Here is a 24,383-nt window from a genome sequence, read left to right on the forward strand (position 1 = left end):
CCAGGTGATGCGCGTGGAACGGCCGCCCATCGTGCACAACGCCGACGCGCGGGACCTGGTGCTCGGTGTGGAGGTGACGGCCGGCTCGGTGGAGATCGGCATCGCGGCGCGCGAGTACGGGGGCAAGGTCTACGAGATCTGGCAACCGGTCGGCGCCTTCACCACCACCTCGGCGAACGCCAAGCACTACCTGATCGACCGCTCCTCCGGGGTGATCACCTTCGCGCCGGCGCTGGACGTACGGCACCCGGTCGCCGGGGCGCCGGACCCACCGCCCGGCGTGGACGCCAGGCCCGACCGGCCGCCGGCGTTGCGTGAGGACTCCAAGCCCGTGGTGCTCGCCAAGGTTCCGGACGCCGGCCGGGAGGTGCGCGTCTGGTACCCCACGGGCGGCGGCCCCGCGGGCAACGTCGCCGCGGACGTCCTGAAGGAGCTGCGCACGCCGATACCGGGCGTGCAGGTCACGGGCAACAAGGAGGCTGCCATCGGCGGCCGGCCGCTGGAGGACATCGAGTCCGCGCTGCTGCGCGGGCCGTACGAGTTCTTCTCCCGCCAGCGGGCGGTGACCGCACGCGACTTCGAGGTGCTGGCCACGGCCGGCACCACGGCCGTCGGGCGGGCCCGGGCCTTCACCCGCGCGGAGGTGTACGAGTTCGCGCAGCCCGGCCAGGTCGAGGTCGTGCTGGTCCCGGACGTGCCGGCGCTGAAAGAGGAGGGGTACCGGCTGTCGCCGCAGAAGCTGCACGAGCACGAGGAGGAGGACCTGCGGCAGCGCGCCGAGCGCGACCTGCAGTCACGCCGCGCGCTGGGCACAAGCGTGCGGGTCAGCTGGGCCAAGTACAAGGCGGTCTCGATCAGCGCGACCGTGGTGGTCCGCCCGGAGGAGGACGTCGACGCGGTACGCGAGCGGATCCACCGGCGCCTCTACCAGACCCTGAACCCGCTGCCGACCGACGACCACAGCGGATGGAACTTCGGCGAGCCGCTGCGGGTGTCCAATGTGTACCGCCTGCTTGAGCACGCCGAGCCCGGTGTCCGCTACGTCAGTGATGTGCGGCTCCACGTCGACAGCGCCCCCGGCGGGCGGGTACGGGCGGTGGCGGTGGACAACTACCAGCCGCTGACCTGCTACGCCGGGTCGGGCGAGGGGCTCTTCCGCTCCACGAACGCCGCCCGCGGGTGGGAGGAGATCCGCCTGTTTCCGGGCGAGGTGGTGCACCAGATCGTGCCCGCGCCCGCCGCGCTGCGACCCGGCACCGTGCACCGGCCGGGCGCGCTGGCCGCGGTGACCCGACCCAGCGCGGAGGCCGCCAGCGGCTCGCGGGTGTGGCTCTCCGACGACCTCGGCGACGCGTGGGAGCTGCAGGCACAGCTCGAGGCCCGGGTCAACGACGTCGCGTGGATCGACCGGGACGGCACCGGCTCCCTGCTGCTGGCCACCGATGCCGGGCTCTTCGAGGTCGCGCTGGTATCGGACGCGACCCCGCTGCAGATTCTCGTCGACCAGGCCGACGCCGATCTGGGGTTCTACGCCGTGGAGTCGTTCGTCTCCGAACACGGCGTGCCCGCCGTCGCGCTGGCGGCACAGGCGCAGCGCGGCGCGTACCTGTCGGTCGGCGAGGGCCGCTCGGGTACCTACCAGCACGTCGGCCTGTCCAACCTGGACACCCGCACCCTGGCCGTGCAGTACGACGGTCCCGCGACGGTGCTCTGGGTCGGCGTCGGCGAGGCGGACCCCAGCAAGGCCGGACCGGGCTGCTTCCGGGCCCGGCTCTTCGAGGCGGACGTCTCCTGGCAGCCGCTGCAGGCCGGGTGGATCGGCGGTACCTGCCGCGCGCTCGCCTTCCACGACCGGACCGCGATCGCCGCGTCGCACAGCGGGGGCGTGCTGATCATGGACACCACCGAGGTGGCGTCGGTCTGGCAGCCGGTACAGGTCAACTGCGGGCTGCCGCTGCGTGACCGCGCGCGGTTCGAGCCGATCGAGAGCATCGCTGTCATGCCCGGCGAGCCGGACTCCGGTACCCCCTCCTCCGCCCGGACCGCTTCCCAGGCCGGCGGCGCGGCACCCGGCCTCTACCGCAGCGGCGCCGGCCGCCCTATCCGGCTGTTGCTGGTCGGCGGCGCGGGCGGCGTGTACCGCAGCGGCGACGGGGCGCGGTGGACGCCGTCGGCCGGACAGGAGACCAGCGACGTGGTCACGGTCCCGGACACCTGGCTGCTGTGTTCGGGCGAGCACCGGATCGAGGTGACGACGCGCGATGCATCGGGAGGCGATTGAACGGCTGCTGCCGGCCGCCTTCCAGGACGCGGCCACCCCGGGCTCCCCGCTCGCCGCGTTGCTGGGCGTGATGGAGGCGCTGCACGAGCCGGCCGAGCGGGCGCTCGACGCGGCCGACGCGCTGTACCTGCCGTACCGCACGCGGGACGGGTTCGTGGACTTCCTCGCCCGCTGGGTCGCGGTCGACCACCTGCGGTCCGCGCCCGGCGACGCCGAACCGATGCCGATCGGCAGGCTGCGCAACCTCGTCGCCGAGGGCGCGATGCTGGCCCGGTGGCGCGGCACGCCCGAAGGCATGCGGATGGCACTGTCGGTGGCCACCGGTGTCACGACCTTCGTCATCGAGGAACCGCCGGACCGGCCATTCCACTTCGTGGTGCGGGTACCCGCGGCCGCCGCCGGCCAGCTACCGCTGATCATGAGGATCGTCGCCGCGGAGAAGCCCGCCGCGTCGACCAGCGAGCTCATCGTGGAGCGGCCGTCCGTGGAGGAGGGCTCATGACAACACAGTGGACGGTCGTCACCCCGGCCAGCCGGGTCGCGCTCGACGCGCACCGCCGCGGCGGGGTCACCGTGAACGTCACAAACGCCGGCCAGAACGCCGATGTCGCCGTCTTCGGCGCGGTGGCGGGCGACGGCGCCGATCCGTCGTGGTTCAGCGTCGCCGACCCGCAGCGTCCGGTGCCTCCCGGCGGCACGGTGCAGTACCTGCTGAACATCGGCGTGCCCGCCCAGGTGCCGCCGGGCCGGTACGCGGTCGCGGGGCGGGTCTACTCGGCGAACCAGCCGCCGGAGGAGACCTCGCGCACCAGCGGCTGGATCCTGTTCGACGTCGCACCGGCCGGCGCGGCTCGGCCCGCCCCACAGCCCGGCCCGCCGCCCGCCGCGCCCCCGAGGCCACCACAGCCCCGCCGCCAGCACCTGTTGCCGATCGTGGCCGTCGCCGCGGTGGGGCTGGTGGCCGTCATCGTGCTCGGGTGGACGGTGATCTGGCCGATGTTCGCCAAGCACGAGGGCGTCATCGAGTCCACGGACATGCGGCTGCTGCCCGGAGGCATCGGGCTGCAACACCGGCAGCCGTGCTGTGGCGAGCCGAGCGCGACAGGCGGCACCTTCCTGTACCTGGAGGCCTGGCAGGTGGGTCACTCGGGCACGGCGGAGTTCGTCCTGCCGGACGGCGGCCGGTTCAACATCTCCGCGATCAGGTCGACGTCGTGGAACAACGGCATCGTCCTGCTCACGATCGACGGAAAGCAGGTCGGCGAGGAGTTCGACGGATACCAGAACGTCCAGCTCGGCTTCACCGACTGGGTGCGCGTGGGAACGGTCGAGCTCGACGAGGGCCCACACGAGCTGACCATGACCGCGGTCGGCGAGTCACCGGATGCGCACAGCCGCAACGCGGGGATCGACGCCATCCGCTACGAGAGCGCGTGAGGGGTGTGCGCAGATGAGCACCGACTGGGTCGTGACGGCCGCCACGGAACGCTTCCAGCTCGACGCCGCCAACCGGGCGGAACTGATGTTCACGGTGACCAATCCAGGCCCCAACGCCGACCGGGTGGTCCTGGAGATCGTCGCGGGGCAGCGGGCGGACCGGGCCTGGTTCGCCGTGCAGGAGCCGCAGCGCCTTCTGCCGGCCGGCACGTCGGCGACCTTCCTGGTGCGCGTGCAGGTGCCCTTTGGCGTGCCGCCCGGGGGCTACGCGCTGTGGGCCCGCGCCTATTCGGCGGACGTGGCCCCGGAGGAACACTCGCGGTCCAGCGGGCGGATCGTCTTCGACGTACCGCACCGCCCACCGCCTCCACCGCCACCGCCGCCTCGCCTGCCGCCCCCGCCTCGCCTGCCACCGCCACCCCCGCCCCGACGCATCCCGAAGTGGCCCTTCGTCGTCGGTGGCGTGTTCCTCCTGCTGATCGTTCTCTGCTGCTTCTGGTGGGTGGCGACCGGACCCAATCACTGACCATCAATTGCGTCCCGTAAATGAATGGAGAAAGCGATGACCGACTCAACCTTTTCCGACGATGTGCAGACATCCGATTCCGAGACGCCGGACAGCGAAACCAGCGCCGACACCTCCGGTTTCAATGCCGTCTGCGAGACCGGGCACCAATGGTTTGGCCCGCGCCGCACCGGCAGCGACGCTTGGGAAAAGGCCCAGGCCGACGCCAACGCCCACAACGAGGAACTTCCCGGCCACCAGGCGGGCGTCATCCCCTGATTCGTGGAACGCGCCGGCCGCACGTGCCACAGGTATTAGGCTCCGGTTAGGGCTTGTCGAGCGAGGACGTCGCCATGGCCAAACGTCGACAACCAAATGCGCCGCGCCGGGTCACGGGCGTGGCCGACGACGCCGAATGGGTCACGGCCACCGGATGGCGGCGCTGGTGGAACCTCGGCACGAAGACGGCCGTCGGGATCGGCGCGGTGGCGTCCGCAACAGCCGCCGGCCTGTCGCTGTGGCCGGGTCCGGACCCGGCGAACGTCGCAAAGATCAACACGGTGCAGGTCACCGCGAACGTGCCGCTCAGCGAGTACCGCCAGCGCCTCGCCGCCGCCCATCTGCCCGAGCCCGTCGGCGCGCGTCCGTGGGGCGCGGCCGCCCCCGTGTCGCTGGCCGGAGTCGGATCGCCCTGGTCCGGCGCCGTCCAGGTGCGCGCCACGTCCGCTCCGGGCGGCGAGGACCAGACGGCCGACCCGGAGCCGGACGAGGAGCCCACGGAGCCGCCGGGCGAGGAGCCCACCGGGCCGCCGGACGACGGCGAGACGGCCGACCCTTCGACGCCGGAACCGACCGGTGAGGCCCCGGTAGCTCCTCCGTCCACAGAGGAGTCACCGGAGGCACCGGCCGCCGGTAAGTCCGCGCCGATCCTGCCGGCGCCCTCCAGCACGGTCAAGGCACCCCGGACGGTCCACGCTGAGAGCTGCCAGGCTCTCTCCCCGGACTACTCGCCGGAGAAGTGCCAGGAGTTCCTCCCCAAGTCGGGCGCGGTCGATGCCATGTCGACGGGCGCGGAAGGCGAGCCGTTGAGCGCCGGCGAGGCCGTGGACCGCATCGTCACCACGTTCAAGCAGGCGCGGGTGACCGGCGGGCAGTCGGGGGAGCCGGTCGGCGTGGTCGTCGCGGTCGACGTCGAGCTGATGCACATGCGCGACGAGGCAGTCTTCGTCTCCTGGTCGATGTGGCAGGCGGGCGGCACCACCCGCCTGTACGGCGAATGGCTCAACACCAACCTGGCGTACCGCCTGCAGGCCACGTCCGACCACGACTCCGCCAGCGTCGACTTCTGGATCCCACTGCCACAGGCCACCGGCCCCTACTTCATCCGGTCCACCCTCATCGCCGGTGGGTCGACGATAGCCAGCGCCGAAAGCGAACACTTCACCTGAGCGGGCCGGGGCCGTGGTGGGCGGCCCGGGCGGTGGATCCTTTGTAGTCTGGCCAGAATCGCCAGATTTAAGTAGATAAATCTGCGGTGAGGCGATGCCCGACGTGCTGACCCGGCTCTACGAGGAGGGCCGGGCCGCGCTGGCCGAGGTGCTGGTAGCCGGCGTCACGCGACTCCCGCGCGCCCGCCCAGGGTGCTCTCGCGGGGGATCAGCCGGTGCGGCACGCTCTGCTCGCGCGGCGGCCCGTCCTCGGTGGCGGCGAGCCGGGCGGCCAGCAGGTCGACCGCGATCCGGGCGAGGTCGGCCTTGTCCGGTGCCACTGTTGTCAGCGTCGGTACGGAGAAGCGGCCGTCCTCTATGTCGTCGAAGCCGGCCACGGCGACGTCGTCCGGCACTCGCCGGCCGGCGTCGTACAGTGCCCGCACCGCGCCCAGTGCGAGGGTGTCGTTGAAGCAGACCACGGCGTCGAAGCGGGCGCCGGTGGCCAGCAGCGCGCGCATGGCCTCGGCGCCGTCGGCCCGGTGCCACGAGGGTGCCGGCGCGATCAGCGTCTCGTCGTAGCCGATGCCGGCCGCGTGCAGCGCCTCGCGGTAGCCGGCCAGCCGCAGCCGGGCGGTGGCGGCCTCGGCGGTGTGCTGGGCGCCGATCGCGGCGATGCGGCGGCGCCCCAGCTCCAGCAGGTGGGCGGTGGCGTCGCGGGCGGCGGCGACGTTGTCGATCGCGACGTGGTCGGCCTGGCCGTGCGCGACGCGTTCGCCGAGCAGCACCATGGGTGTGGCCTTGGCGCCGACGTCGAGCTCGGCGCCGGCGAGGGCGAGCGGGCTGAAGATGAGCCCGTCGATCAGGTGGTCGCGGATGCCGGCGGCCACCAGCCGCTCCTGTTCCGGGTCGCCGTTGGTCTGGTCGATCAGGACGGTCCAGTCGTGGCGGGCGGCGGCGCTGACGACGTGCTTGGCGAGCTCGGCGAAGTACGGGATGTCGAGCTCCGGCACGGCCAGGGCGATGATGCCGGTCCGGCCGCGGCGCAGGTTGCGGGCACTGATGTTGGGGCGGTAGTCGAGCTCGGCGATGGCTTCCATGACGCGGGCGCGGGTGTCGGCTCGCACGTGTACGTACCCGTTGACGACGTTCGACACGGTTTTCACCGAGACACCGGCCCGTTCGGCGACATCCTTGAGCCTGTGCCGCACGTCCGCACCCTCCCTGTCGACGTTACGGATCGCACACTACCGCGTACCAACCTCTTTACAACGTTGCATACAACGTTGTAAAAATCTACAGGTGTGGACACCGCACGGTTGAGCATCGATCCGGCATTTCGCATCGGGCCGGCGCGGCGGCGCCTGTTCGGATCGTTCGTCGAGCACATGGGTCGATGTGTGTACGGCGGGGTCTACGAGCCGGGGCACGCCACCGCCGACGGGCACGGCCTGCGCGGAGACGTTCTCGACCTCACCCGGGAGCTCGGCGTGTCGGTCGTGCGCTACCCGGGCGGCAACTTCGTCTCCGGGTACCGGTGGGAGGACGGCGTGGGTCCGGTCGGCGACCGGCCCCGGCGGCTGGACCTGGCCTGGAAGACGATCGAGACGAACGCGTTCGGGCTCGACGAGTTCATGCGCTGGGCGCGTGCCGCCGGCGTCGAGCCGATGATGGCGGTCAACCTCGGCACGCGGGGCGTGCAGGAGGCGTGCGACCTGCTCGAGTACGCCAACCACCCGGGCGGGACGCACTTTTCCGACATGCGCCGCAAGTACGGCGCGGAGGAGCCGTACGACATCCGGCTGTGGTGCCTGGGCAACGAGCTCGACGGCCCCTGGCAGGTCGGGCACAAGACGGCCGACGAGTACGGGCGGCTGGCCGCCGAGACGGCCCGCGCGATGAAGATGATCGACCCGTCGGTGAGCCTCGTCGCGTGCGGCAGCTCCAACCGGGGGATGCCCACCTTCGCCGCGTGGGAGGCCACCGTCCTTTCACACACCTACGAACACGTCGACTACATCTCCGCTCACACCTACTACGACCCGTCCGACGGCGACCGGCCCAGCATCCTCGCCTCCGCCGTCGACCTCGACGCCTTCATCCAGGAGGTCGTCGCGACCGCCGACCACGTCGCGGCCAGAAAGCGCGAGAAGCGCCGCCTCATGGTGTCCTTCGACGAGTGGAACGTCTGGTACCAGCAGCGCCTGCGGGCCGACCTGGACCGGCGCGGCTGGGTCGAGGCACCGGCCCTGATCGAGGACACGTTCACCGCGACCGACGCGGTCGTCGTCGGCGACCTGCTGATCACCCTGCTGCGCCACGCCGACCGGGTCGGCGTCGCCTGCCAGGCCCAGCTGGCCAACGTCATCGCGCCGATCCGCACCCTCAACGGCGGACCGGCGTGGCGGCAGAGCATATTCCACCCGTTCGCGCTCACCGCGCGCTACGCCCGCGGCACGGTGCTGCGCACCGAACCGGCGGGACCCTCACACGACACCAACCGGTACGGCGAGGTGTCCTCAGTGGACACCGTTGCCGTGCACGACGAGGAGACCGGGGGTCTCGTCGTCTTCGCGGTCAACCGCGGCACCACCGACATACGGCTCGACATCGACCTGCGCGGCCTGCCCGGCCTGGCCGGCGCGGCGCATCTCGCGCTCGACGCCGGCGCCGACCCCGACGCCGTCAACACGGCCGACGACCCGGACCGGGTCGTCCCGCGCGAGCGGGAACGGCCCTCGGTCGACGCCGGGTGGTCCGCCGTCCGGCTCGCGCCGGCCTCCTGGAACCTCATCCGCTACCACCTTCCCCCTCCTGAAGGAGGCCCCACATGACCATCCAGCGCACCGAGCTCAGCCGTCGCCGGCTGCTCGGCTTGGGCCTCGGCCTCGGAGCCGCCACCACACTGGGGCTCGCCGGCTGCGGCGACGACGACACCGAGGGCGGGGCCGCCGCCGGTGACGGCGGCAAGACCTACACCGGGCCGAAGGTCTCGCTGAACCTGTGGAACGGCTTCACCGGCGGCGACGGCGACATCTTCAAGAAGCTCGTCGACCAGTTCAACACCGAGCACGCCAACATCGCGATCACCGTCGCCACCTACCGGTGGGAGGACTACTACGCGAAGCTGCCCGGTGCGGTGACCAGCGGCAACGGCCCCGACATCGCGGTCATGCACATGGACCAGCTCGCCACCTTCGCCGCCCGCAAGGTGATCCAGCCGGTCGACGACGTCGCGTCCGCCCTCGAGCTGAGCGAGGCCGACTTCGCGCCGACCGTGTGGCAGGGCGGCCTGTACCAGGACAAGCGGTACGGCATCCCGCTGGACATGCACCCGGTCGGCTTCTACTACAACAAGACGCTCATGGAGCGGGCCGGCCTCGACCCGAACAAGCCGCCGACCAACCGGTCGGAGGTGGAGCAGGCACTGGCGGCGATGAAGGGCAAGGGCATACAGGGCTTCTGGATGAGCCCGTTCCAGTTCACCGGCGGCATGACCGGGTACTCGCTGGTGTACCAGTTCGGCGGCTCGCTCTACAACGAGGACGCCACCAAGGCGACCTTCAACTCGCCGGAAGCGGTCGAGGCGGTCGACTGGTGCGCCCGGCTGGTCACCGGCGGGCACTCGCCGGCCAACGTCGGCCAGGACGCCGACTACCTCGCCCTCAAGAGCGGCAAGAACGCCTTCAACGTCAACGGGATCTGGCAGATCAACGACCTGAAGAAGAGCCCCGACGTGCAGTGGGGCGTGGCGGCGATGCCGCAGATCGGGTCGCGGAAGTCGGTCTGGGCCAACTCGCACAACTTCACGATCGTCCAGCAGCCGCGCGGTGCCGACGCGAACAAGGTGGCCGGCGCCAAGGTGTTCATCAACTGGCTGAGCCAGCACTCGCTGGACTGGGCCGCCGGCGGCCAGGTGCCCGCGCGCCGTGCGGTGCTGGACGACCCGAAGTTCCAGGCGCTGACCGAGGTCAACACGCTGGCCGCGGAGCTGCCGGACGCGGCTTTCCCGCCGGCCGCGCCGGGCATCGGCGACGTGACGCTGCTGTTCTACACCGCCTTCAACGAGGCCGTGCTGGGCAAGAAGTCGCCGAAGCAGGCGCTGGACGACGGCGTCGCCAAGGCCGACAAGCTGCTGGAGGACAACCGCAAGAAGTACGGGAGCTGACCGGCGCATGCACCGCCGGGCCACTCCGTACCTGTTCCTGCTGCCGTACCTTGTCATCTTCGGGGTTTTCGGCCTGCTGCCGATCGTGCTCGGAGTGTGGCTCAGCCTGCACCAGTGGGACTTCCAGCTGCCGAACAAGCCGTTCGTCGGCCTGGACAACTACAAGGAGCTGTTCTCCTCGGACTCGCTGGTGTTCGGGGACTGGTGGGAGAGCGTCCGCGCGACCGCGATTTTCACGGTCGCGTCGGTACCGCTGCTGGTCGTGCTGCCGCTCGGGATGGCGCTGCTGCTCAACCGCTCGTTCCCGGGCGGACGTTCTTCCGCGCCCTGTACTTCGCGCCGTACGTGCTCGGCGTGGCCGTCATCGGCCTGCTGTGGCGCTTCCTGCTCGACGCCAACCTCGGCTTCGTCAACCACCTCCTCGGCCTGGTCGGCCTGCCCTCGGACACCCCGTGGGTCACCGCGACGCCGTGGGCCTGGGTGTCCCTGGTGGGCGTCACGGTGTGGTGGACCTGCGGCTTCAACGCGGTCATCTACCTGGCCGGACTGCAGGACATCCCGGCCGAGCTGTACGAGGCGGCCACAGTGGACGGTGCCACGGCGTGGGACAGGTTCCGCCACGTGACGCTGCCCGGGCTGCGGCCGGTGCTGCTGTTCGTCGTCACCACGACGATCCTGGCCTCGGCCAACATGTTCGGCCAGTCGTACCTCATCACGCAGGGCGCGCCGGGCAACGAGACCCGCACGGTCGTGTCGTACATCGTCGAGCGCGGCCTGGCCCAGAACGACGCCGGCCGGGCGGCCGCGATGAGCATCACCCTGACCCTGATGCTGGTGCTCATCAGCGTGGCCAACTTCCGGATCTTCCGGTACCAGGAGGACTGATGAGGAAGACAAGGTACGTCATCCTGGTGGCGCTCGCGGCCGTGTTCGTCGTGCCGCTGGTGTGGATGGTGCTCACCTCGCTCAAGAGCTACACGACCGCGCAGCAGAGCCCGCCCACCTGGCTGCCCGACCCCGTCTCCACCTACGGCTACGACCGGCTCTTCCAGCCCGGCTCGCAGAACCCGGTACTGCTGTGGTTTCTCAACAGCATGCTCGCCGCGACCCTGCACGCCGCGCTGGTGCTGGTGACGGCGGCGAGCGCCGCGTACGCGCTGGCCCGCATGCGGTTCGCGGGCCGGCGCCTGGTGTTCGCCCTGATCGTCGCGACCCTGTTCGTGCCACCCGCCACGCTGATCATCCCGAACTTCCTCGTCGCCGACACCCTCGACTGGCTGGACACCCTGGCCGTGGTCGTCGTACCCAGCGCCGCCAGCGCGTTCGGCGTGTTCTTCCTGCGGCAGTTCTTCCTGACCCTGCCGCGCGAGCTGGAGGAGGCCGCCATCCTGGACGGCGCCAACCAGTGGCAGGTCTTCACGCGGGTGGTGCTGCCGCTGTCCAAACCGGCGCTGGCCACGCTCACGGTGCTGTCGTTCCTGAGCAACTGGAACGACTTCCTGTGGCCGATCTACGTGCTGTTCAGCGCCGACCGGCTCACGCTGCCGGCCGGGCTGGGCCTGCTGCAGGGCGCCTACATCGCCGACTACCCGGTCATCATGGCCGGTGCCGTGCTGGCGAGCATCCCCGCGCTGCTGCTGTTCGTGCTCGCCCAGCGCTACATCATCGAAGGCGTCTCGCGCAGCGGGCTGAAGGGGTGAGCCGTGCACTTGCCGCCGCAGTCGCCGGCACCCTCCTGGTGGCCGGGTGCGGATCCGCCGAGGAGGCGGCACCCGTGAACACCTTCACCAACCCGGTGTACGCCGGCGACGCACCCGACCCGCACGCCTTCCGGGCCGGCGACACCTGGTACCTGGTGCACACCAACGCCGGCGGGCGCAACGTGCCCGTGCTGACCTCGCCCGACCTGGTCACCTGGACGCCCGCCGGCGACGCCCTGCCCGCGCTGCCGGCGTGGGCCGACCCGGGCAGGACATGGGCACCGGAGGTGATCGCGCTCGCCGACGACCGGTACGTGATGTACCCGACCGTCGCCGACCGCGCCTCCAGCCGGCAGTGCATCGCGGTGGCGGTGGCCTCCCGGCCGGCCGGCCCGTTCACCGGCCACGGCGACGGCCCGCTGCTCTGCCAGGCCGACCTGGGCGGCTCCATCGACGCCAGCCCGTTCCGGAACACCGACGGATCGCTGTACCTGCTGTGGAAGAACGACGGCAACGCGATCGGCGCCGACACCTGGCTGTGGGCGCAGCGGCTGTCCCCGGACGGGCTGAGCCTGGTCGGCGAGCCGGCCCGGCTGCTCAAGCAGACCGAGCCGTGGGAAGGGCACGTCGTCGAAGGCCCGTTCCTGTGGCGCCGGGACGGCCGGCTGTACCTGTTCTACGCCGCCAACGCCTACGACAAGGCCGACTACGCCGAGGGGTACGCCGTCTGCGAATCGCCGCTCGGCCCGTGCGCCAAGGCGGCCGAAAACCCGATCCTGCGGTCCCGCGACGGCGCCTCCGGACCGGGACACGCCTCGATGGTCGAGCACGGCGGGCGGACCTGGCTGCTGTACCACGCCTGGCCCGAAGGCGCCGAGGGCGCCGTCGACCCCGGCCGCCAGCTCTGGCTCGACGAAGTGACCTGGTCCGGCGGCAGGCCGGCCGTCAACGGACCCACCGCCGGTCCCCAGCGCCGTCCATAGAGGAGACCTCATGAAGCCGATCGCCCTGGCGGCCGCGACGCTCACCCTGCTCGGCATCGCGATAGCGTCACCGTCGAGCGCCCATCCCCGGCCGGCCACCTACGTAAACCCGGTCTCGGCGCCCGCCGCCGACACGTTCGCCGACCCGGCCGTGGTCCGCGGCGGCGACGGGTCCTGGTACGCCTTCGGCACCAGCGACCCGCTCAAGGCCGGCGAAACCGTCCACCGGCAGATCCCGATCCTGCGCTCGGACGACCTGGTGCGCTGGACGTTCGCCGGCGACGCGTTCACCGCCGCCAACCGCCCCGCCTGGGCCACGCCGACCGCCGGCCTGTGGGCCCCGGACATCCGCCGCGCCGGCGACCGCTACCTGCTCTACTTCACCGTCACCGACACCACCCTCAACCCCGGCGACGACTCGGCGATCGGCGTCGCGACCGCGCCCACGCCGCTCGGGCCGTGGACCGACAGCGGCGGCCCCATCGTCGGGCCGAGGCCGGCGCCCGGCGGCGGGTACCTGTGGACGTTCGACCCCGCACACCTCGTCGACGCGCAGGGCCGGCAGTGGCTCTACTACGGCTCCTACTTCGGCGGCATCTTCACCGTGCCGCTCGCCGGCGACGGCCTGCGCACCGCCGGCACGCCGACCCAGGTCACGATCGACAACCGCTACGAGGGCGCCTACGTCGTACGCCGCAGCGGCTGGTACTACCTGTTCGGCTCGGCCGCCAACTGCTGCGCCGGCCCGACGACCGGGTACAGCGTCTTCGCCGGCCGCTCCCGCGGCCCCGCGGGCCCGTTCGTGGACCGCGACGGGGTTTCGCTGCTCACCTCGCGGGTCGGCGGCACCCCGGTGATCCAGCCCAACGGCAACCGCTGGATCGGCACCGGGCACAACGCCGTCGTCACCGACCTGGCCGGCCAGGACTGGCTCGTGTACCACGCGATCGACCGGGAGGCGCCCTACCTCAACGAGCCGTACGGCATCAACCGCCGGCCGATGCTCGTCGACCGGCTGGACTGGCGCCACGGCTGGCCCACCGTCCGCAATGGACACTGGGCCTCGGACAGGCCGCAGCGCGCGCCGGTCACCGGACGGCACCAGAGCGGCGGCGGTGAAGGTCCGCCGGCGGCCGACCCGCGACCGGGCCGGCTTGCCGGCTCCGCGTCCGACGAGTTCGCCGGTACGGCGCCCGGGCCGGGCTGGAGCTGGGTGCGGCAGGACCCCGACGCCACGGTCGAGGGCGGCGCGCTGCGCTGGCCGACCCAGGCCGCCGACCTCGTGGGAGGCGACAACACCGCATCGGTACTCGTCCGCGATGCGCCGGCCGGCGACTACGTCGTGGAGACCCGGCTCAGCATCGACCTGGGCATCGACACCGTGCGCAACTACCAGCAGGCCGGCCTCGTGGTGTACGCCGGCGACGACGACTTCGCCCGGCTCAGCCACGTGGCCATCTGGAACACCCGCCAGATCGAGTTCGGCCGCGAGCTGCCGTACGCGGGGCGACTGTCGTACGGCGGCATGGTGGAGGGCCCACCCGCCGAGACCACCTGGCTGCGGCTCGCGCACACCACCGCCACGAGCGGCGAGCACCGGTACCGGGCCGGCTACAGCACCGACGGCCGGCACTGGACCTGGGGTGGCACGTGGACGTTCGGCGCCGGCACGACGCCCCGCATCGGCCTGATCTCCCACGGCGGCGACACTCCACAGGCGACGGCGGTGTTCGACTACTTCCGCGTGTACCGCTGACCGGACCCCCCGCGGCTCGCGCCGTTCACAGCCGGATCACAGTGTCGGTGCCGCACCATGCTGGGATGCGAGCGGCGATGTTCCACAGGTACGGCCCGCCCGAGGTGCTCTCGGTGGTCGACGTGCCGACGCCCGTGGTGCGCGACAGCCAGGTGCTGATCCGGGTGCACGCGACCACGGTCACGTCGGCGGAGTGCGGCATGCGCCGTGGCGAGCCGCGCTGGGGACGGGTGATCCTCGGGCCGGTCCGCCCCCGCAGGGGCGTACGCGTGCTCGGCCTGGAGTTCGCCGGCGAGGTGGTGGAGGCGGGACGGTCGGTGGGCCGGTTCCGGGTGGGGGAGCGGGTCTTCGGCTTCACCGGATTCGCGGTCGGCGCCGCGGCGGAGTACCTGCGGCTGCCCGAGCGGGCGTCGATCGCGGCGATGCCGGCCAACGTCGGTTTCGCCCAGGCCGCCGCGACCGTCGACGGCTTCACCACCGCCTGGTACTTCCTGCGCGACCTGGCCGACCTGCAGCCGGGCCAGCGGGTGCTGGTGATCGGCGCCTCGGGCAGCATCGGCACCTACGCGGTGCAGCTCGCCCGGCACCTCGGCGCGGTGGTGCACGGCGTGTGCAGCGGCCGCAACGCCGAGCTTGTCACGTCGCTGGGCGCCGAGCGGGTCTACGACTACACGGTCGAGGACTTCCGGACCGGCGGCGAGCGGTACGACGCCGTCTTCGACACGGTCGGCCGCAGCTCGTACTCCGCGTGCCGGCCCGTCCTGGCCCCGCGCGGCAGCTACCTGCCGACCACCGGGCTGGCCAACAACGCCCTGGCGCTCTGGACGGCCGCGCGCGGCGGCCCGCGGGTGCGCACCGGCATGTCGGTACGCAAGCACGCCGCGCTCGCCGCCCTGCGGGAACTCCTCGAGGCGGACAAGCTCCAGATCGTGATCGACCGCGCGTACCCGCTGGAGGAGATCGTCGAGGCGCACCGCTACGTCGACGGCGGCCACAAGGTCGGCAACGTCGTGGTCACCGTGACCGACCCGCCGACCTGACCGCCCGCCTAGGGTGTCACTCATGCGTACCTTGCACTTCGGCCTGCGGGTCAGCGATCTGGAACGTTCACTCGCGTTCTACACCGCCGTCGGCTACACGGTCATCGGGACCGTCGAGGGGACGGCGTACGGCAAGCTGACAATGCTCCAGCTACCCGGCGACGACTTCGTCACCATCGAGCTGGTCTACGACCCGGCAAAGGGCGAGGCAGGCCCCGGCGTGGGCATCAACCACCTGGTCATCCAGGTTGAGTCGCTGGACGCCACACGCGCCGACCTTGCCGCCAAAGGCATCGAGCCCGAGCCGATCGAGTATCCCGGCGGCGCCGCCGGGCCGCGGACCTGCTGGATCACCGACCCAGACGGCTACCGGATCGAGGTGCTCCAGTGGCCGGACGGCCACGCCGACGGCATCACCAAGGCCGACTTCGCCTGAGCCCAGGGACCCACCAGGCGGCACCGGATGTCGCTGAGCCCCCGTCATCCCGCGCGCCAACATCACCGACATGTTCGAAGCCGTTTGCGGCATCGACATCGACGCCCACGTCAGCCTGGCGAACCCCTGCACGCCGACGTGACTGCGTCCTCCTCGCCGCGAGGCCAACCCACAACGGCGAAGTCCTGGACGAACCCGGTCGGTGGCTGACCGCCTCGTTCAGAAACCGCCACTGCGGGATACCGGCTGAATAGCGTTCGGTGATCTGGCGCTTGTGATGCCGATGTCGGCAGCTAAAGGCTGTCGGTGCTGTGCCTGAGCGGTCCGGGGTGGTGCCTCACTGTGCGGGGTGCACCGCGCTGGCAGATAGCGCGGCTTTCCTCACAGCAGGACGCTGGTGCCGGGCGTTGCCAGGTTCCACAGGCGTACGCCGCCGGCGTCGGTGGCGGCCAGGATGTCTCGGTTCGTGCTCCAGGCGACGGCGCGGCCCAGCGATGTGGCGGCGGCGTCGCGTAGCTGGCCGATCTCATTGCCGTTGCCGGCGTTCCACCGGCGTACCGTGCCGTCCTGGCCGGCGGTGACCAGGAAGCGGCCGTCGGGGCTGAAATCGACGTCCTGGACGCTGTGGGTGTGTCCGGTCAGTCGGGGGAGGCGCCGTACGCTATTGGTCAGGTCCCACAGCGCCACGGTCCGGTCGCCGGCCGCGGTGGCGAATAGCTGTCCGTTCGGGCTGAACGCCACGCCGTAGACGCTGTCGGTGGCGTCGGTCAGGGCCTGGTGCAGGCCGAGCTGCCGGGGCTGCGAGTCGAGGTCGCGGACGTCGTAGATGTTCGCCGCCCCACCGAGCAGGCCGGCCGCGAGACGTTTGCCGTCGGGGCTGAACGCGACGTCCCAGGCACCGGCGCCGCCGAACGTGGCGATGCGCCGCCGCGTCGCGAGGTCCCATACCCGGGTGCCGAGGACACCCGCTGTGGCCAGGAGCTTGCCGTCAGGGCTGACGTCGACGTCGAACAGCCGCGCCGTGTTGTTGCCGGCCCTCTCGCCGGGTAGGGGGTCGCCGATCTGGGTGCCGGCCGTCACGTTCCAGAGGCGTACGGTGCCGTCCTGGCTCGCGGTGGCGAGCGTCTGGCCATCGGGGCGAACGCCACGCCTTCCACCGCACCGCCGTAGGTGCCGCCGCCGTGGCCGGTCAACACGGCGAGCCGGCGGCGGCTCGCCACGTCCCAGATCTGCGCGGTCTGCCCGATGCCCGCGGCCAGGAGGCTGCCGTCCGGGCTGAAAGCCAGGGCGGCGGCCTCGGACGGCGGTGCGGTTGTGCCCGCGCCGCCGGTTTGGTCGCCCACGCCGCCGGCTCGGTCGTCGAGGACGCGCCAGGACCCGGCCAGGCCGGCGGCGGCGAGGCTGAGGGCGAGCAGTCCGATGAGGACCCTCCGCCGAAGCGGTCGCCCTCGGGTCGCGCGGGCGCCCACGGCGGGCGCCTGCACCGCCGTCCCAGCCGGCACGCTGGGCGCGACGAGGGCTGGGGCGGGCACCGGGGGCTGGGTGCTCACGGGGGCCGGGTCGCGCTGGACGGGTGGGGTGAGCGGGATTGGCCGGGTGCGCAGACTTCCCTCGGCGACGACGAGTTCGGGGTGGTCGATAGCGGTCGGCGGGATGCCGAGGGCCCGGTGCAGCAGCGTGGCCACCAGCGGGATCCGACTGGAACCGCCGACGAGCAACACCCCGGCGATCACCTCGCGGGGAACCGCCGCCGCGCGCAGCGTCAGCAGCGTGACCTCCATCGTGCGCTCCAAGTGGGGCCGCGCGATCTTCTCGAACTCCTCCCGGGTCACGTGCAAGTCCGCCCCGACCAGCGGTACGTGCAGGTCAGCGGTGGAGTGGCGGGACAGCTGCTCCTTAGCAGCCCGGACACCCTGCCACAACGCGCGACGCGAATGCTGGTCGGCCGGCGTCCGCGGCCAGTCCAGACGGCCCCACATCGCGCTCGCCGCGGCCGTGAGGGAACGGACATGGCGGACCAGCCCGGCGTCGAGGTCCAGGCCACCAACGTCGCCCAGGCCGTCCGCGGCGACGACGTCGAAACCGTCCGTGGTACGGCGCACGACGCCGGTATCGAACGTGCCTGCGCCGAGGTCGTACACGACCAGACACCGACCGATGGCCATCTCCCGACCCAGGACGGCGGTGAAATACGCCGCGGCGGCGACCGGCTCGGCCACCAAGCCAACATCGCCGAGCCCGGCACGACGGGCGGCCTCGGCCAGCACGTCCAAGCGAACACGACGCCAACTGGCCGGATGGGTCAGCACCACCTCGTCGAGCGGGCCGCCGGTGACCCGCCGGGCCTCGGCGGCCACCCGGCCGAGCACCGCGGCGACCAGATCGACGACCGACACCTCCCGCTCGCCGAGCCAGACGGTACCGTCATCGATCCGCCGCTTCGGGTTCGGCTCCAGCCCACCCGGACGCGCCAGGGCCGACCGCTCAGCATCGACACCGGTCAGCAGGTCCGCACCGGCGAACACAGCCGAGGGCAGCAGCGGAGACCCGTCGAAAAGCAACGGCCGTATCCGCTGGGCCGGCCCGGCGAGAACAGCCACCGTCGCGGAGGTACCGAAGTCGATCCCCAAGCGGTTCACCGGGCCGCCTCCGCCTCCTTGCCGCAACGAAGCGATCGACCATGGCACGTCAAAGGCCGGGAGGGACGGCATCAGCACAGATCGTACGGCGGGCCACGCACCGCCGTCGAACGACCGTCACCGTCCAACCCCAGCACCCACCGGCGCGGCGCGGAAAGCCCGCTGGCAGCTCCTCCCCGCCAGACTCGCTGGCGTCCGTCACCTCCCCCAGCGGACCGCGCCCCCCGGTGGCTGGCGACCGTCACCCCGGCACCGGCAGGGAGCCCGCCCACGAGCTCAACGGCGCCGGATACCCCGTGAGCCAGAGGGCGGCGCCGGGTACGGCGACAGCTGAAGCGAGCTACAACCCGGTAGCCGCAGCGGCGAGGCGACCTACAACAGCGCAGTGCGTCACCGTTGGAAGGCGTCGAGCTTCGGCTGGACCTACCAGCCGGCGATCCATAATTACACCGCCTGACGACGCACCCCGCACGGGACGCGCTATCCACGGCGGAAACGGGCTGCTGCACCTGCTGCTGAACCGATCGTTGTGCTCGGCCATCCAGGTGGCACCCTCGACGAGGCAAAGGTTCGCGGCATCAGGCCCCGCAGCGCGTTGCCGCCTGACTGACCCCCTCCCGCCAGCAGGAGCCCCACACATCCGACGAACGACGCAGCGCCCCGGCGCCAGCGCATACGACGCCCGCGACCCACCCAGGTCAGAACCATGATCAGCGCCGGCAGCAAGGGCGGTTCTTATCGTGACAACCATTGGACCTCACTTACCAGAAGAAGAACCGCATTTTCCCAGTTGAGGCGCCCGACGTGATGGTCGCACCGGTGCGACAGCGGATCACGCATTAGCCTGCGGCCCACCCAACGTGACCACAGCGCGGGCAGCCGCACAACGCCGCGCAGGCATGCTTCCGCCACCAAGCAGCGTCCATCAGCAGCGCAAGTCACCTTGGCGCGTCCGCGCGCATTGTCTGCGGCAGAACAGTGCATCGCACGCTGGGCAGACGGCGGCCGATATCGCGGACCAGCCGAGCCACCATGCACCGGCCCAGCGCTCCACCGGCCGCCCCGGCTTGGCTCCAGCGAGGCGGCCGTGGAACGCTCGGCGAGGCAGGCGCCACCCATTCGCGCATCTGGGTAACCACCGGCGCTCGCATAAACCCCATTCGCGCCAATCAGTTTCGCCGAACTGCACGGTCCGGCGTTATGTCGCTATTGAAGCTGACCGCCTCTCGAACCCGACCGTTGACCGTTCTGTACTGTTCCACCAAGGCTGGCGGACACATCCGAGGAGGCCACGTGGAAGTCGTGATCCCTGCGGTGGTCGGCGCCCTCGCATCCGTCGTCGTCGTGCTGCTGTCGGCCGTTCTCACGGCGCGGCATCAGCGGCGGCATGCGGTGGAGGCCGAGCACGACGTCATCCGCGGAACCTACCTCAACCCGCTCCGATACCACGCTGTGGAAAACCACTTCCGAATCACGGACAACCTCCACAAAGTCAGGCAGCACGGTGGCCACTGGGACGAGCTCGACGTCCTCGCAACCACTGCGGACCTCGCCGACAAGGATCCTGGATGGTTCGTTAGCGAGGGCGCCCGCCTGGCAACCGCTACTTACCTGACCGCCTGCCTGCTTGCCCACCTTGCTCGTGTCCGTGACAACGTGCCCTACCTCCGGCTGACCACCACGGCCGACACCCGCTTGGCGGAACTCACCTTGCAGGTCCACGTCGGAATCCTGCAGGACGGCGGCATGCCCAACGTGGCGCAGATCAGCCTCGGACAAGAGATGTGGCATCGCGATGAGAAACGCCTCCTCACCTATCGAGAGTTCTGTCAACTGCTCCAAAAACCTGATCGCCGGCCGTGGATTGAGCCCGTCGTTCTATACCACCTCCAGCTTGGGCGTGGCGAGAACCTTGGCCGGGTCCGGCTCCTCATCGATGCCACCGCGGAACTCGCAGAGTTCCTCGACGGCCACGTCGGCGGAGCCGAGTCCATCGGAAGCCGGTCGGAGGCGGAACACCGCTATCGCGCCAAGCTCGCACACTATCGCTCAATTGAGTAGGAACGGCCGACGTCGGCCGGTCAGCCCAGGTGAGTACGCCCGCGCGGGTGTGTCGTTGACTCCACTACGTGGCAGACGGCAGACTGAACCAGATCGCCCTCTGACGTTCGTACGCCGCAAGAGCCAACAGGTCGCCGACGCCGTCGAAGGCTCCGCAACGATGGCGAGCGCCCACGTGCGGCTCGCTGTGAGAATGCCAGCGCACGGGTTCCTTGTTTCCATGATCGGATGCACTGTCTTCGGCATGACCGCGCGCTGAAGCCCCAGCGACGCTAGCGCGGTGTGGCGGTCATCGCGCCGGGCGTCCTCGGTCAGTACTCAGGACGTTGGTTGGGAAGGTCACGGATGATGCGGGGTGCCTCGAAGTCGCGGTTGTCGATGACGATGTCGGCTCGTTCAGCCGGGCGGATCTCGGCCAGGTAGAGCTCCTCGCCGGGGATGTAGTACGAGCGGTACTGCTCAGCGGCCGCCTCCGCCGAGTCCATCCACGCCTGATCGCGGATCGTGCCGCGGTGCAGCACGTCCGCTACCTCGATGTGGAGGTAGACGCGCAAGTCCCAGTGTCGTGACAGGGCCGGCTTCTGCAGGAACCCGCCGTCCGCCACGAGGATCGCGTCGTCCGAGGTCACGTGGACGCCGGAGTCGATGGGCGTACGACCGCTGAAGTCCATGATCTGCGTGCGGTAGCGACGGTTTCCGCCCGGACCCAGCGGCGCAAGAAGTTCGTCGCGGATGGCGTCGACGTCGAACATCTCGAAGTAGTAGCTTTCCGGCGAGCCGGGCGGATATTGCGTCCGTTGGTCAACATGTCGCTTGAAGTGGTCGATCGTAACGCGGAGCACGGGCCGCGCTGCCTTCGTGCGCAGGGTGGTGGCCAGTTCGTCGGCCAGGGTCGTTTTGCCAGCTGCGGAGTGGCCGTCGATCCCCACGCGTGTCGAATGATCCAGCCTCAGCGCGAGGATCCGGTCGGCCAACTCGCCGAGCACGTGCTGCCGTATTGTGGTCATCGAGGGAATGATTCCAGAGGCCCGATCGGCGCATCCCAGAGCGCCGCGTTAATAGGCAGGCCCACCAACGGATCGCGGACCGCCGTCGTACTTCCGGAACCTGGCACCTCGCACACCAACATCGGCATGAGCGGATCCTGGTGGTCGTGCCGGTCGTGCGGGTCAAGTTGGCTCTTTGAGCGGGCGGCCGGACCGCACTCGACGTCTTCCTGATTGGCTTCTGTACGACGTCGCCTGGGACCTGAAGGGCACGCAAGCGGAGGAGCGGCATACATCGGTTCGGATGCTTCGTTAGGGGCCGCTGCCGCCGATCCCGCGCTCTCACGATGCGCCTACGACCGGCTTCGCCTAGTGGCGACTACCCGACGAGTTAGCTGGTGCAGTGCTTGCGGACAGCTTCGGCCTGCCCCGACTTCTTGAAGGTGGCGATGACCTGCAGGGTGGCCGGCTGGGGCTCCTGAACCCAACGACCTTCCTCGTAGACCATCGTGCGTGTGTCGGTAACCAACGGGTGCTTCACGGTTACGGTGACCTTGGTGTGTGCGCTGTTGAACCAGCGGGGATCCTCAACCTGCACGGCGAGCATGTCCGCGTTGCCGAGCGCTTCGTTGCACGCCTTGAACACCTTGGCGTAGTCAGCACGGCTGATGCGCTTCTGGACGCCCGTGCCGTAGGTGTCCCAGGTGCCGGCGTAGTCGCCGCTGGTGAACCGGTCCCACCCGCGCTGCGCAGCCACCCGGGCGGCCTCCAGGGTCTGCGGCTCACGCGACTGTCGTTCCTCCTCGGCGGACTGCGTCGCGGCCGTCGGCGAGTCGATCAAGGGGGCGGTCGACTCACTTGCCGGGTCGTTGGGGTTGCCGGCGAATGCCATTGCGATGCCCGCGCCGGCGGCCAGCGCGACAACCACCGCGACTGCGAAACCGATGATCAGTCCGGCGTTGCGCTTCCTCTGCGGCTGTACTGCTTGTTGCCCCTGCGGGTAGGGCTGCTGTGCGTCCGCGGAGGGTTGCTGCGACATGAGGGCTCCTTCCTTACGCAGGGCCTTTCGACCGGGTGCAGGTGTCGGGACAGCGGCCGGCCAGACTCTGCCGAAAGACCTGCCGCCGCGTTCCCTGGGGAGACCGGCACGGTAGCTGCCGACGCCAGAACATCGCTGTCGGATCTCGGTCACCGCAGCCGTTCGTCTAGCAGGGTCGAACCCAAGCGGGTCAGCGGACGCCGTAGGTGACGCCATCCCATACCGGTCGCCCGGAATGTGTTGCCAACAGGCGAACGCGATAGGCCGCCAGTGCCAAGTCCTGAGTGACAGCGCCAATGACCGATGAGAGCTCAGCGCTGTCCGACTGGACTGGGGCGGCCAGCGGCAGACAGGCAGCCACCGTTGTGACTCGCCGCGCCCGGGCGGGCATGCTCGCTACCGCCGCACCTCAACAGCGGCGCAGTCACGCGCACGACCTCTACGGCCACCCACGCCATCGGCCACCCCACGCGGGGCGATGGTGTCGGCGATCCTCGACGAGTTGGAGATCCGGGCTCCCGCCGCCGAGTCAATCAGCGCGGTGCTACCGAACCAGACGATCACGACCTGCGCCACCGCCGCGACCTCCCGCGCTCGCCCGACATTCCTGGCATACGGAGAACGACGGACGCCCCCTTCGGTGATCCCTCGGCGCGCGCCGGCGGTCATAGCTTGGGCTTGGCTGATCTTGACCTGACGTATCTGGACGGACAGGGTCGCGACGACTCCTGCTATCGCGGCGGCGGACACCAGCGCCGATATTCCGCCATATGCCTCACCAAGAAGTCCCATCTTCGTGAGGTCGTCAATGGAGAGGCCCCGGTGCGCCGCCAAGAGCAGGACGGGTGATCCTAGAACCAATGCAGCGCCAACCGCGGCCGCCAAGAAGATCAATGATAGCCTGATCGCCCGTCTGCGGTTCAAGGCCACCTCTTTCCCGCCCGCCATCGGGGACGGTGACATGTAGGCGGAGCGGCAAATCATGCCGGGAAGGACTTCACTGGTCCATATGATGCGGTTGCGGAGTTCATGATCGGAATAGGGTGACGTCAACGCGACGGACGTTTCCGCCGCAGGCTAAGAGAACGTCAGCGGCACGCCGAGAGAGCCTCACCTGGCGCAAAGCTACTCGCCGTCCCTAGGGGACCGTGGCAAGCTGACGGACAGGGGTCGATCCGGAACGGTGATCGGATGTCGACGCAATCGGCCGTGCGGTCCACGGCGCCAGGCCCAACAGGGCATCCGTTGCTGGGCAAGGCGCCAGCTTTCCGGCGCGACATGCTGGGCAGGCTGCTCGACGGGTTCCACCGCTACGGCGACCTCGTCGCACATCCCGGCACATGATCACGGCCAACATGACGCGAAAGGCTCACAATCCATTGCACCTGATTGCCGCGCTGCACGAGAAGGGGCTCACCGTCGCCAGCCTGGGCTGATCTTGGCAGCCCTCGATCGCCCCGTCGACCACGCTACGGGCGGGATGCGCCCGCGCGTTGGCGTCGTGGTCGCCCGGCAGGTCGGGGAACAACTCGGCGACAGCCGCGGTCCGCCCAGCCATAGACTTACGCTACAGGTCGCCTTGTCCACAGATGGACCACGCCCGTTTCCGCGGCGTGCCGGGCGCCGCCGAGCAGCAACCGAGCTCGGTCACCGCTGGTAGCGAGCAGATCGCCGCAGATCAATGCACTCGATCTTGCCGATTTCGGACCGTTTTGGACAGATCAGCGGCAATGGGGTTGCTCCGCGGCCTCACCCGTCGACCGTCGTTCGCACTCACCGTTACTGTCGGCTGCCTCGTGCGTCCAGGTGGCTGGCCAATCAATCGTGGTGATGCGGCAAGCAGCACACCCGAGCATCACCAACACCCAGCCAAATCGAACCCAGGGCAGCCGCGTAGACACGTACGGGTGGTTGCAGAATCGCGA

Annotated in this window: 22 protein-coding genes and 2 pseudogenes; 16 read left to right on the forward strand and 8 right to left on the reverse strand. The window is 70.5% G+C overall.

From position 1 onward, the window contains the following. Positions 1 to 13: 13 nt before the first annotated feature. The 6 genes from Phou_RS36805 (at position 14) to Phou_RS36830 (ending at position 5,671) form a co-directional block, all read left to right on the forward strand. A complete protein-coding gene (locus tag Phou_RS36805) occupies positions 14 to 2,281 on the forward strand; it encodes a baseplate J/gp47 family protein (RefSeq protein ID WP_246274145.1) in 2,268 nt (755 codons plus the stop codon). After that, complete coding sequence (locus Phou_RS36810; protein WP_173065950.1) at positions 2,262 to 2,783, forward strand: phage tail protein; 522 nt, start codon at positions 2,262 to 2,264, stop codon at positions 2,781 to 2,783. Before Phou_RS36805 ends, Phou_RS36810 begins: the two co-directional genes overlap by 20 nt. Then, on the forward strand, positions 2,780 to 3,718 hold the full coding sequence (locus Phou_RS36815) for a hypothetical protein (protein ID WP_173065953.1): 939 nt from the start codon (positions 2,780 to 2,782) through the stop codon (positions 3,716 to 3,718). Before Phou_RS36810 ends, Phou_RS36815 begins: the two co-directional genes overlap by 4 nt. Before the next feature lie 13 nt (positions 3,719 to 3,731). Further along, entirely contained in the window at positions 3,732 to 4,244 is a 513-nt protein-coding gene (locus Phou_RS36820) for a COG1470 family protein (RefSeq protein WP_173065956.1), read from the forward strand. 36 nt (positions 4,245 to 4,280) lie between these two features. Then, positions 4,281 to 4,502, forward strand: a complete 222-nt coding sequence (locus tag Phou_RS36825) for a hypothetical protein (protein ID WP_173065959.1) — start codon at positions 4,281 to 4,283, stop codon at positions 4,500 to 4,502. A gap of 74 nt (positions 4,503 to 4,576) precedes the next feature. Next, entirely contained in the window at positions 4,577 to 5,671 is a 1,095-nt protein-coding gene (locus Phou_RS36830; RefSeq protein WP_173065962.1) for a hypothetical protein, read from the forward strand. Positions 5,672 to 5,835: 164 nt separating this feature from the next. On the opposite strand, the gene Phou_RS36835 is transcribed toward Phou_RS36830, so the two are convergent. After that, positions 5,836 to 6,861 (reverse strand): LacI family DNA-binding transcriptional regulator, encoded by a 1,026-nt coding sequence (locus tag Phou_RS36835; protein ID WP_173065965.1) that lies wholly within the window; start codon positions 6,859 to 6,861, stop codon positions 5,836 to 5,838. Between the two features lie 93 nt (positions 6,862 to 6,954). Here Phou_RS36835 and arfA point away from each other — a divergent pair, with 93 nt between their 5' ends. The 8 genes from arfA (at position 6,955) to Phou_RS36875 (ending at position 15,733) form a co-directional block, all read left to right on the forward strand. After that, entirely contained in the window at positions 6,955 to 8,484 is a 1,530-nt protein-coding gene (arfA, locus tag Phou_RS36840; protein WP_173065968.1) for an arabinosylfuranosidase ArfA, read from the forward strand. Beyond that, on the forward strand, positions 8,481 to 9,818 hold the full coding sequence (locus Phou_RS36845) for an ABC transporter substrate-binding protein (RefSeq protein ID WP_246274146.1): 1,338 nt from the start codon (positions 8,481 to 8,483) through the stop codon (positions 9,816 to 9,818). Before arfA ends, Phou_RS36845 begins: the two co-directional genes overlap by 4 nt. A gap of 354 nt (positions 9,819 to 10,172) precedes the next feature. Continuing rightward, positions 10,173 to 10,703 (forward strand): carbohydrate ABC transporter permease, encoded by a 531-nt coding sequence (locus Phou_RS53600; protein WP_371872247.1) that lies wholly within the window; start codon positions 10,173 to 10,175, stop codon positions 10,701 to 10,703. After that, positions 10,703 to 11,518 carry a carbohydrate ABC transporter permease gene (locus tag Phou_RS36855; RefSeq protein ID WP_173065973.1) on the forward strand — a complete coding sequence of 272 codons (816 nt, stop codon included), beginning with the start codon at positions 10,703 to 10,705 and terminating at the stop codon, positions 11,516 to 11,518. The genes Phou_RS53600 and Phou_RS36855 overlap by 1 nt, the downstream gene beginning before the upstream one ends. After that, the gene (locus Phou_RS36860; protein WP_173065976.1) at positions 11,515 to 12,501 is read left to right on the forward strand and encodes a glycoside hydrolase family 43 protein; all 987 of its coding nucleotides are present in this window, start codon (positions 11,515 to 11,517) and stop codon (positions 12,499 to 12,501) included. The genes Phou_RS36855 and Phou_RS36860 overlap by 4 nt, the downstream gene beginning before the upstream one ends. Positions 12,502 to 12,511: 10 nt before the next feature. Beyond that, on the forward strand, positions 12,512 to 14,257 hold the full coding sequence (locus Phou_RS36865) for a family 43 glycosylhydrolase (RefSeq protein ID WP_173065979.1): 1,746 nt from the start codon (positions 12,512 to 12,514) through the stop codon (positions 14,255 to 14,257). Positions 14,258 to 14,322: 65 nt separating this feature from the next. After that, the gene (locus Phou_RS36870) at positions 14,323 to 15,297 is read left to right on the forward strand and encodes an NAD(P)-dependent alcohol dehydrogenase (protein WP_173065982.1); all 975 of its coding nucleotides are present in this window, start codon (positions 14,323 to 14,325) and stop codon (positions 15,295 to 15,297) included. 22 nt (positions 15,298 to 15,319) lie between these two features. Continuing rightward, on the forward strand, positions 15,320 to 15,733 hold the full coding sequence (locus Phou_RS36875) for a VOC family protein (RefSeq protein ID WP_173065986.1): 414 nt from the start codon (positions 15,320 to 15,322) through the stop codon (positions 15,731 to 15,733). Positions 15,734 to 16,114: 381 nt separating this feature from the next. Here the strand turns inward: Phou_RS36875 and Phou_RS36880 are convergent, their stop codons facing one another. The 3 genes and pseudogenes from Phou_RS36880 to Phou_RS36885 all read right to left on the reverse strand — a co-directional run. Then, on the reverse strand, positions 16,115 to 16,813 hold the full coding sequence (locus Phou_RS36880) for a WD40 repeat domain-containing protein (RefSeq protein WP_173065989.1): 699 nt from the start codon (positions 16,811 to 16,813) through the stop codon (positions 16,115 to 16,117). A 24-nt stretch (positions 16,814 to 16,837) separates the two neighbouring features. Beyond that, positions 16,838 to 17,107: pseudogene (locus Phou_RS55835) on the reverse strand (hypothetical protein); the annotation flags it as partial. A gap of 245 nt (positions 17,108 to 17,352) precedes the next feature. Beyond that, positions 17,353 to 18,444, reverse strand: a pseudogene (locus Phou_RS36885) (Hsp70 family protein); the annotation flags it as partial. 1,221 nt (positions 18,445 to 19,665) lie between these two features. Here Phou_RS36885 and Phou_RS36890 point away from each other — a divergent pair. Further along, positions 19,666 to 20,433 (forward strand): hypothetical protein, encoded by a 768-nt coding sequence (locus tag Phou_RS36890; protein ID WP_173065995.1) that lies wholly within the window; start codon positions 19,666 to 19,668, stop codon positions 20,431 to 20,433. A gap of 311 nt (positions 20,434 to 20,744) precedes the next feature. Here the strand turns inward: Phou_RS36890 and Phou_RS36895 are convergent, their stop codons facing one another. The 3 genes from Phou_RS36895 to Phou_RS36905 form a co-directional block, all read right to left on the reverse strand. Beyond that, entirely contained in the window at positions 20,745 to 21,419 is a 675-nt protein-coding gene (locus Phou_RS36895; RefSeq protein ID WP_173065999.1) for a nucleoside/nucleotide kinase family protein, read from the reverse strand. Positions 21,420 to 21,810: 391 nt separating this feature from the next. Continuing rightward, positions 21,811 to 22,458 (reverse strand): hypothetical protein, encoded by a 648-nt coding sequence (locus Phou_RS36900; RefSeq protein ID WP_173066002.1) that lies wholly within the window; start codon positions 22,456 to 22,458, stop codon positions 21,811 to 21,813. A gap of 396 nt (positions 22,459 to 22,854) precedes the next feature. Further along, a complete protein-coding gene (locus Phou_RS36905; RefSeq protein ID WP_173066005.1) occupies positions 22,855 to 23,511 on the reverse strand; it encodes a hypothetical protein in 657 nt (218 codons plus the stop codon). A gap of 138 nt (positions 23,512 to 23,649) precedes the next feature. On the opposite strand from Phou_RS36905, the gene Phou_RS36910 reads away from it, so the two are divergent. Continuing rightward, a complete protein-coding gene (locus Phou_RS36910; protein WP_173066007.1) occupies positions 23,650 to 23,802 on the forward strand; it encodes a hypothetical protein in 153 nt (50 codons plus the stop codon). A gap of 25 nt (positions 23,803 to 23,827) precedes the next feature. On the opposite strand, the gene Phou_RS36915 is transcribed toward Phou_RS36910, so the two are convergent. Further along, positions 23,828 to 24,016 carry a hypothetical protein gene (locus Phou_RS36915; protein ID WP_173066010.1) on the reverse strand — a complete coding sequence of 63 codons (189 nt, stop codon included), beginning with the start codon at positions 24,014 to 24,016 and terminating at the stop codon, positions 23,828 to 23,830. Between the last annotated feature and the right edge of the window lie 367 nt (positions 24,017 to 24,383).

It is taken from the genome of Phytohabitans houttuyneae (assembly GCF_011764425.1).
Classification (GTDB): Bacteria; Actinomycetota; Actinomycetes; order Mycobacteriales; family Micromonosporaceae; genus Phytohabitans; species Phytohabitans houttuyneae.

Coding starts and splice junctions, on each gene's coding strand:
- Phou_RS36870 (WP_173065982.1), top strand. CDS start 14,323: ATGCGAGCGGCGATGTTCCACAGGTACGGCCCGCCCGAGGTGCTCTCG.
- Phou_RS36865 (WP_173065979.1), top strand. CDS start 12,512: ATGAAGCCGATCGCCCTGGCGGCCGCGACGCTCACCCTGCTCGGCATC.
- Phou_RS36845 (WP_246274146.1), top strand. CDS start 8,481: ATGACCATCCAGCGCACCGAGCTCAGCCGTCGCCGGCTGCTCGGCTTG.
- Phou_RS36910 (WP_173066007.1), top strand. CDS start 23,650: ATGTCGACGCAATCGGCCGTGCGGTCCACGGCGCCAGGCCCAACAGGG.
- Phou_RS36830 (WP_173065962.1), top strand. CDS start 4,577: ATGGCCAAACGTCGACAACCAAATGCGCCGCGCCGGGTCACGGGCGTG.
- Phou_RS36875 (WP_173065986.1), top strand. CDS start 15,320: ATGCGTACCTTGCACTTCGGCCTGCGGGTCAGCGATCTGGAACGTTCA.
- Phou_RS36810 (WP_173065950.1), top strand. CDS start 2,262: ATGCATCGGGAGGCGATTGAACGGCTGCTGCCGGCCGCCTTCCAGGAC.
- Phou_RS36825 (WP_173065959.1), top strand. CDS start 4,281: ATGACCGACTCAACCTTTTCCGACGATGTGCAGACATCCGATTCCGAG.
- Phou_RS36915 (WP_173066010.1), bottom strand. CDS start 24,016: ATGGCTGGGCGGACCGCGGCTGTCGCCGAGTTGTTCCCCGACCTGCCG.
- Phou_RS36855 (WP_173065973.1), top strand. CDS start 10,703: ATGAGGAAGACAAGGTACGTCATCCTGGTGGCGCTCGCGGCCGTGTTC.
- Phou_RS36815 (WP_173065953.1), top strand. CDS start 2,780: ATGACAACACAGTGGACGGTCGTCACCCCGGCCAGCCGGGTCGCGCTC.
- Phou_RS36820 (WP_173065956.1), top strand. CDS start 3,732: ATGAGCACCGACTGGGTCGTGACGGCCGCCACGGAACGCTTCCAGCTC.
- Phou_RS36900 (WP_173066002.1), bottom strand. CDS start 22,458: ATGTCGCAGCAACCCTCCGCGGACGCACAGCAGCCCTACCCGCAGGGG.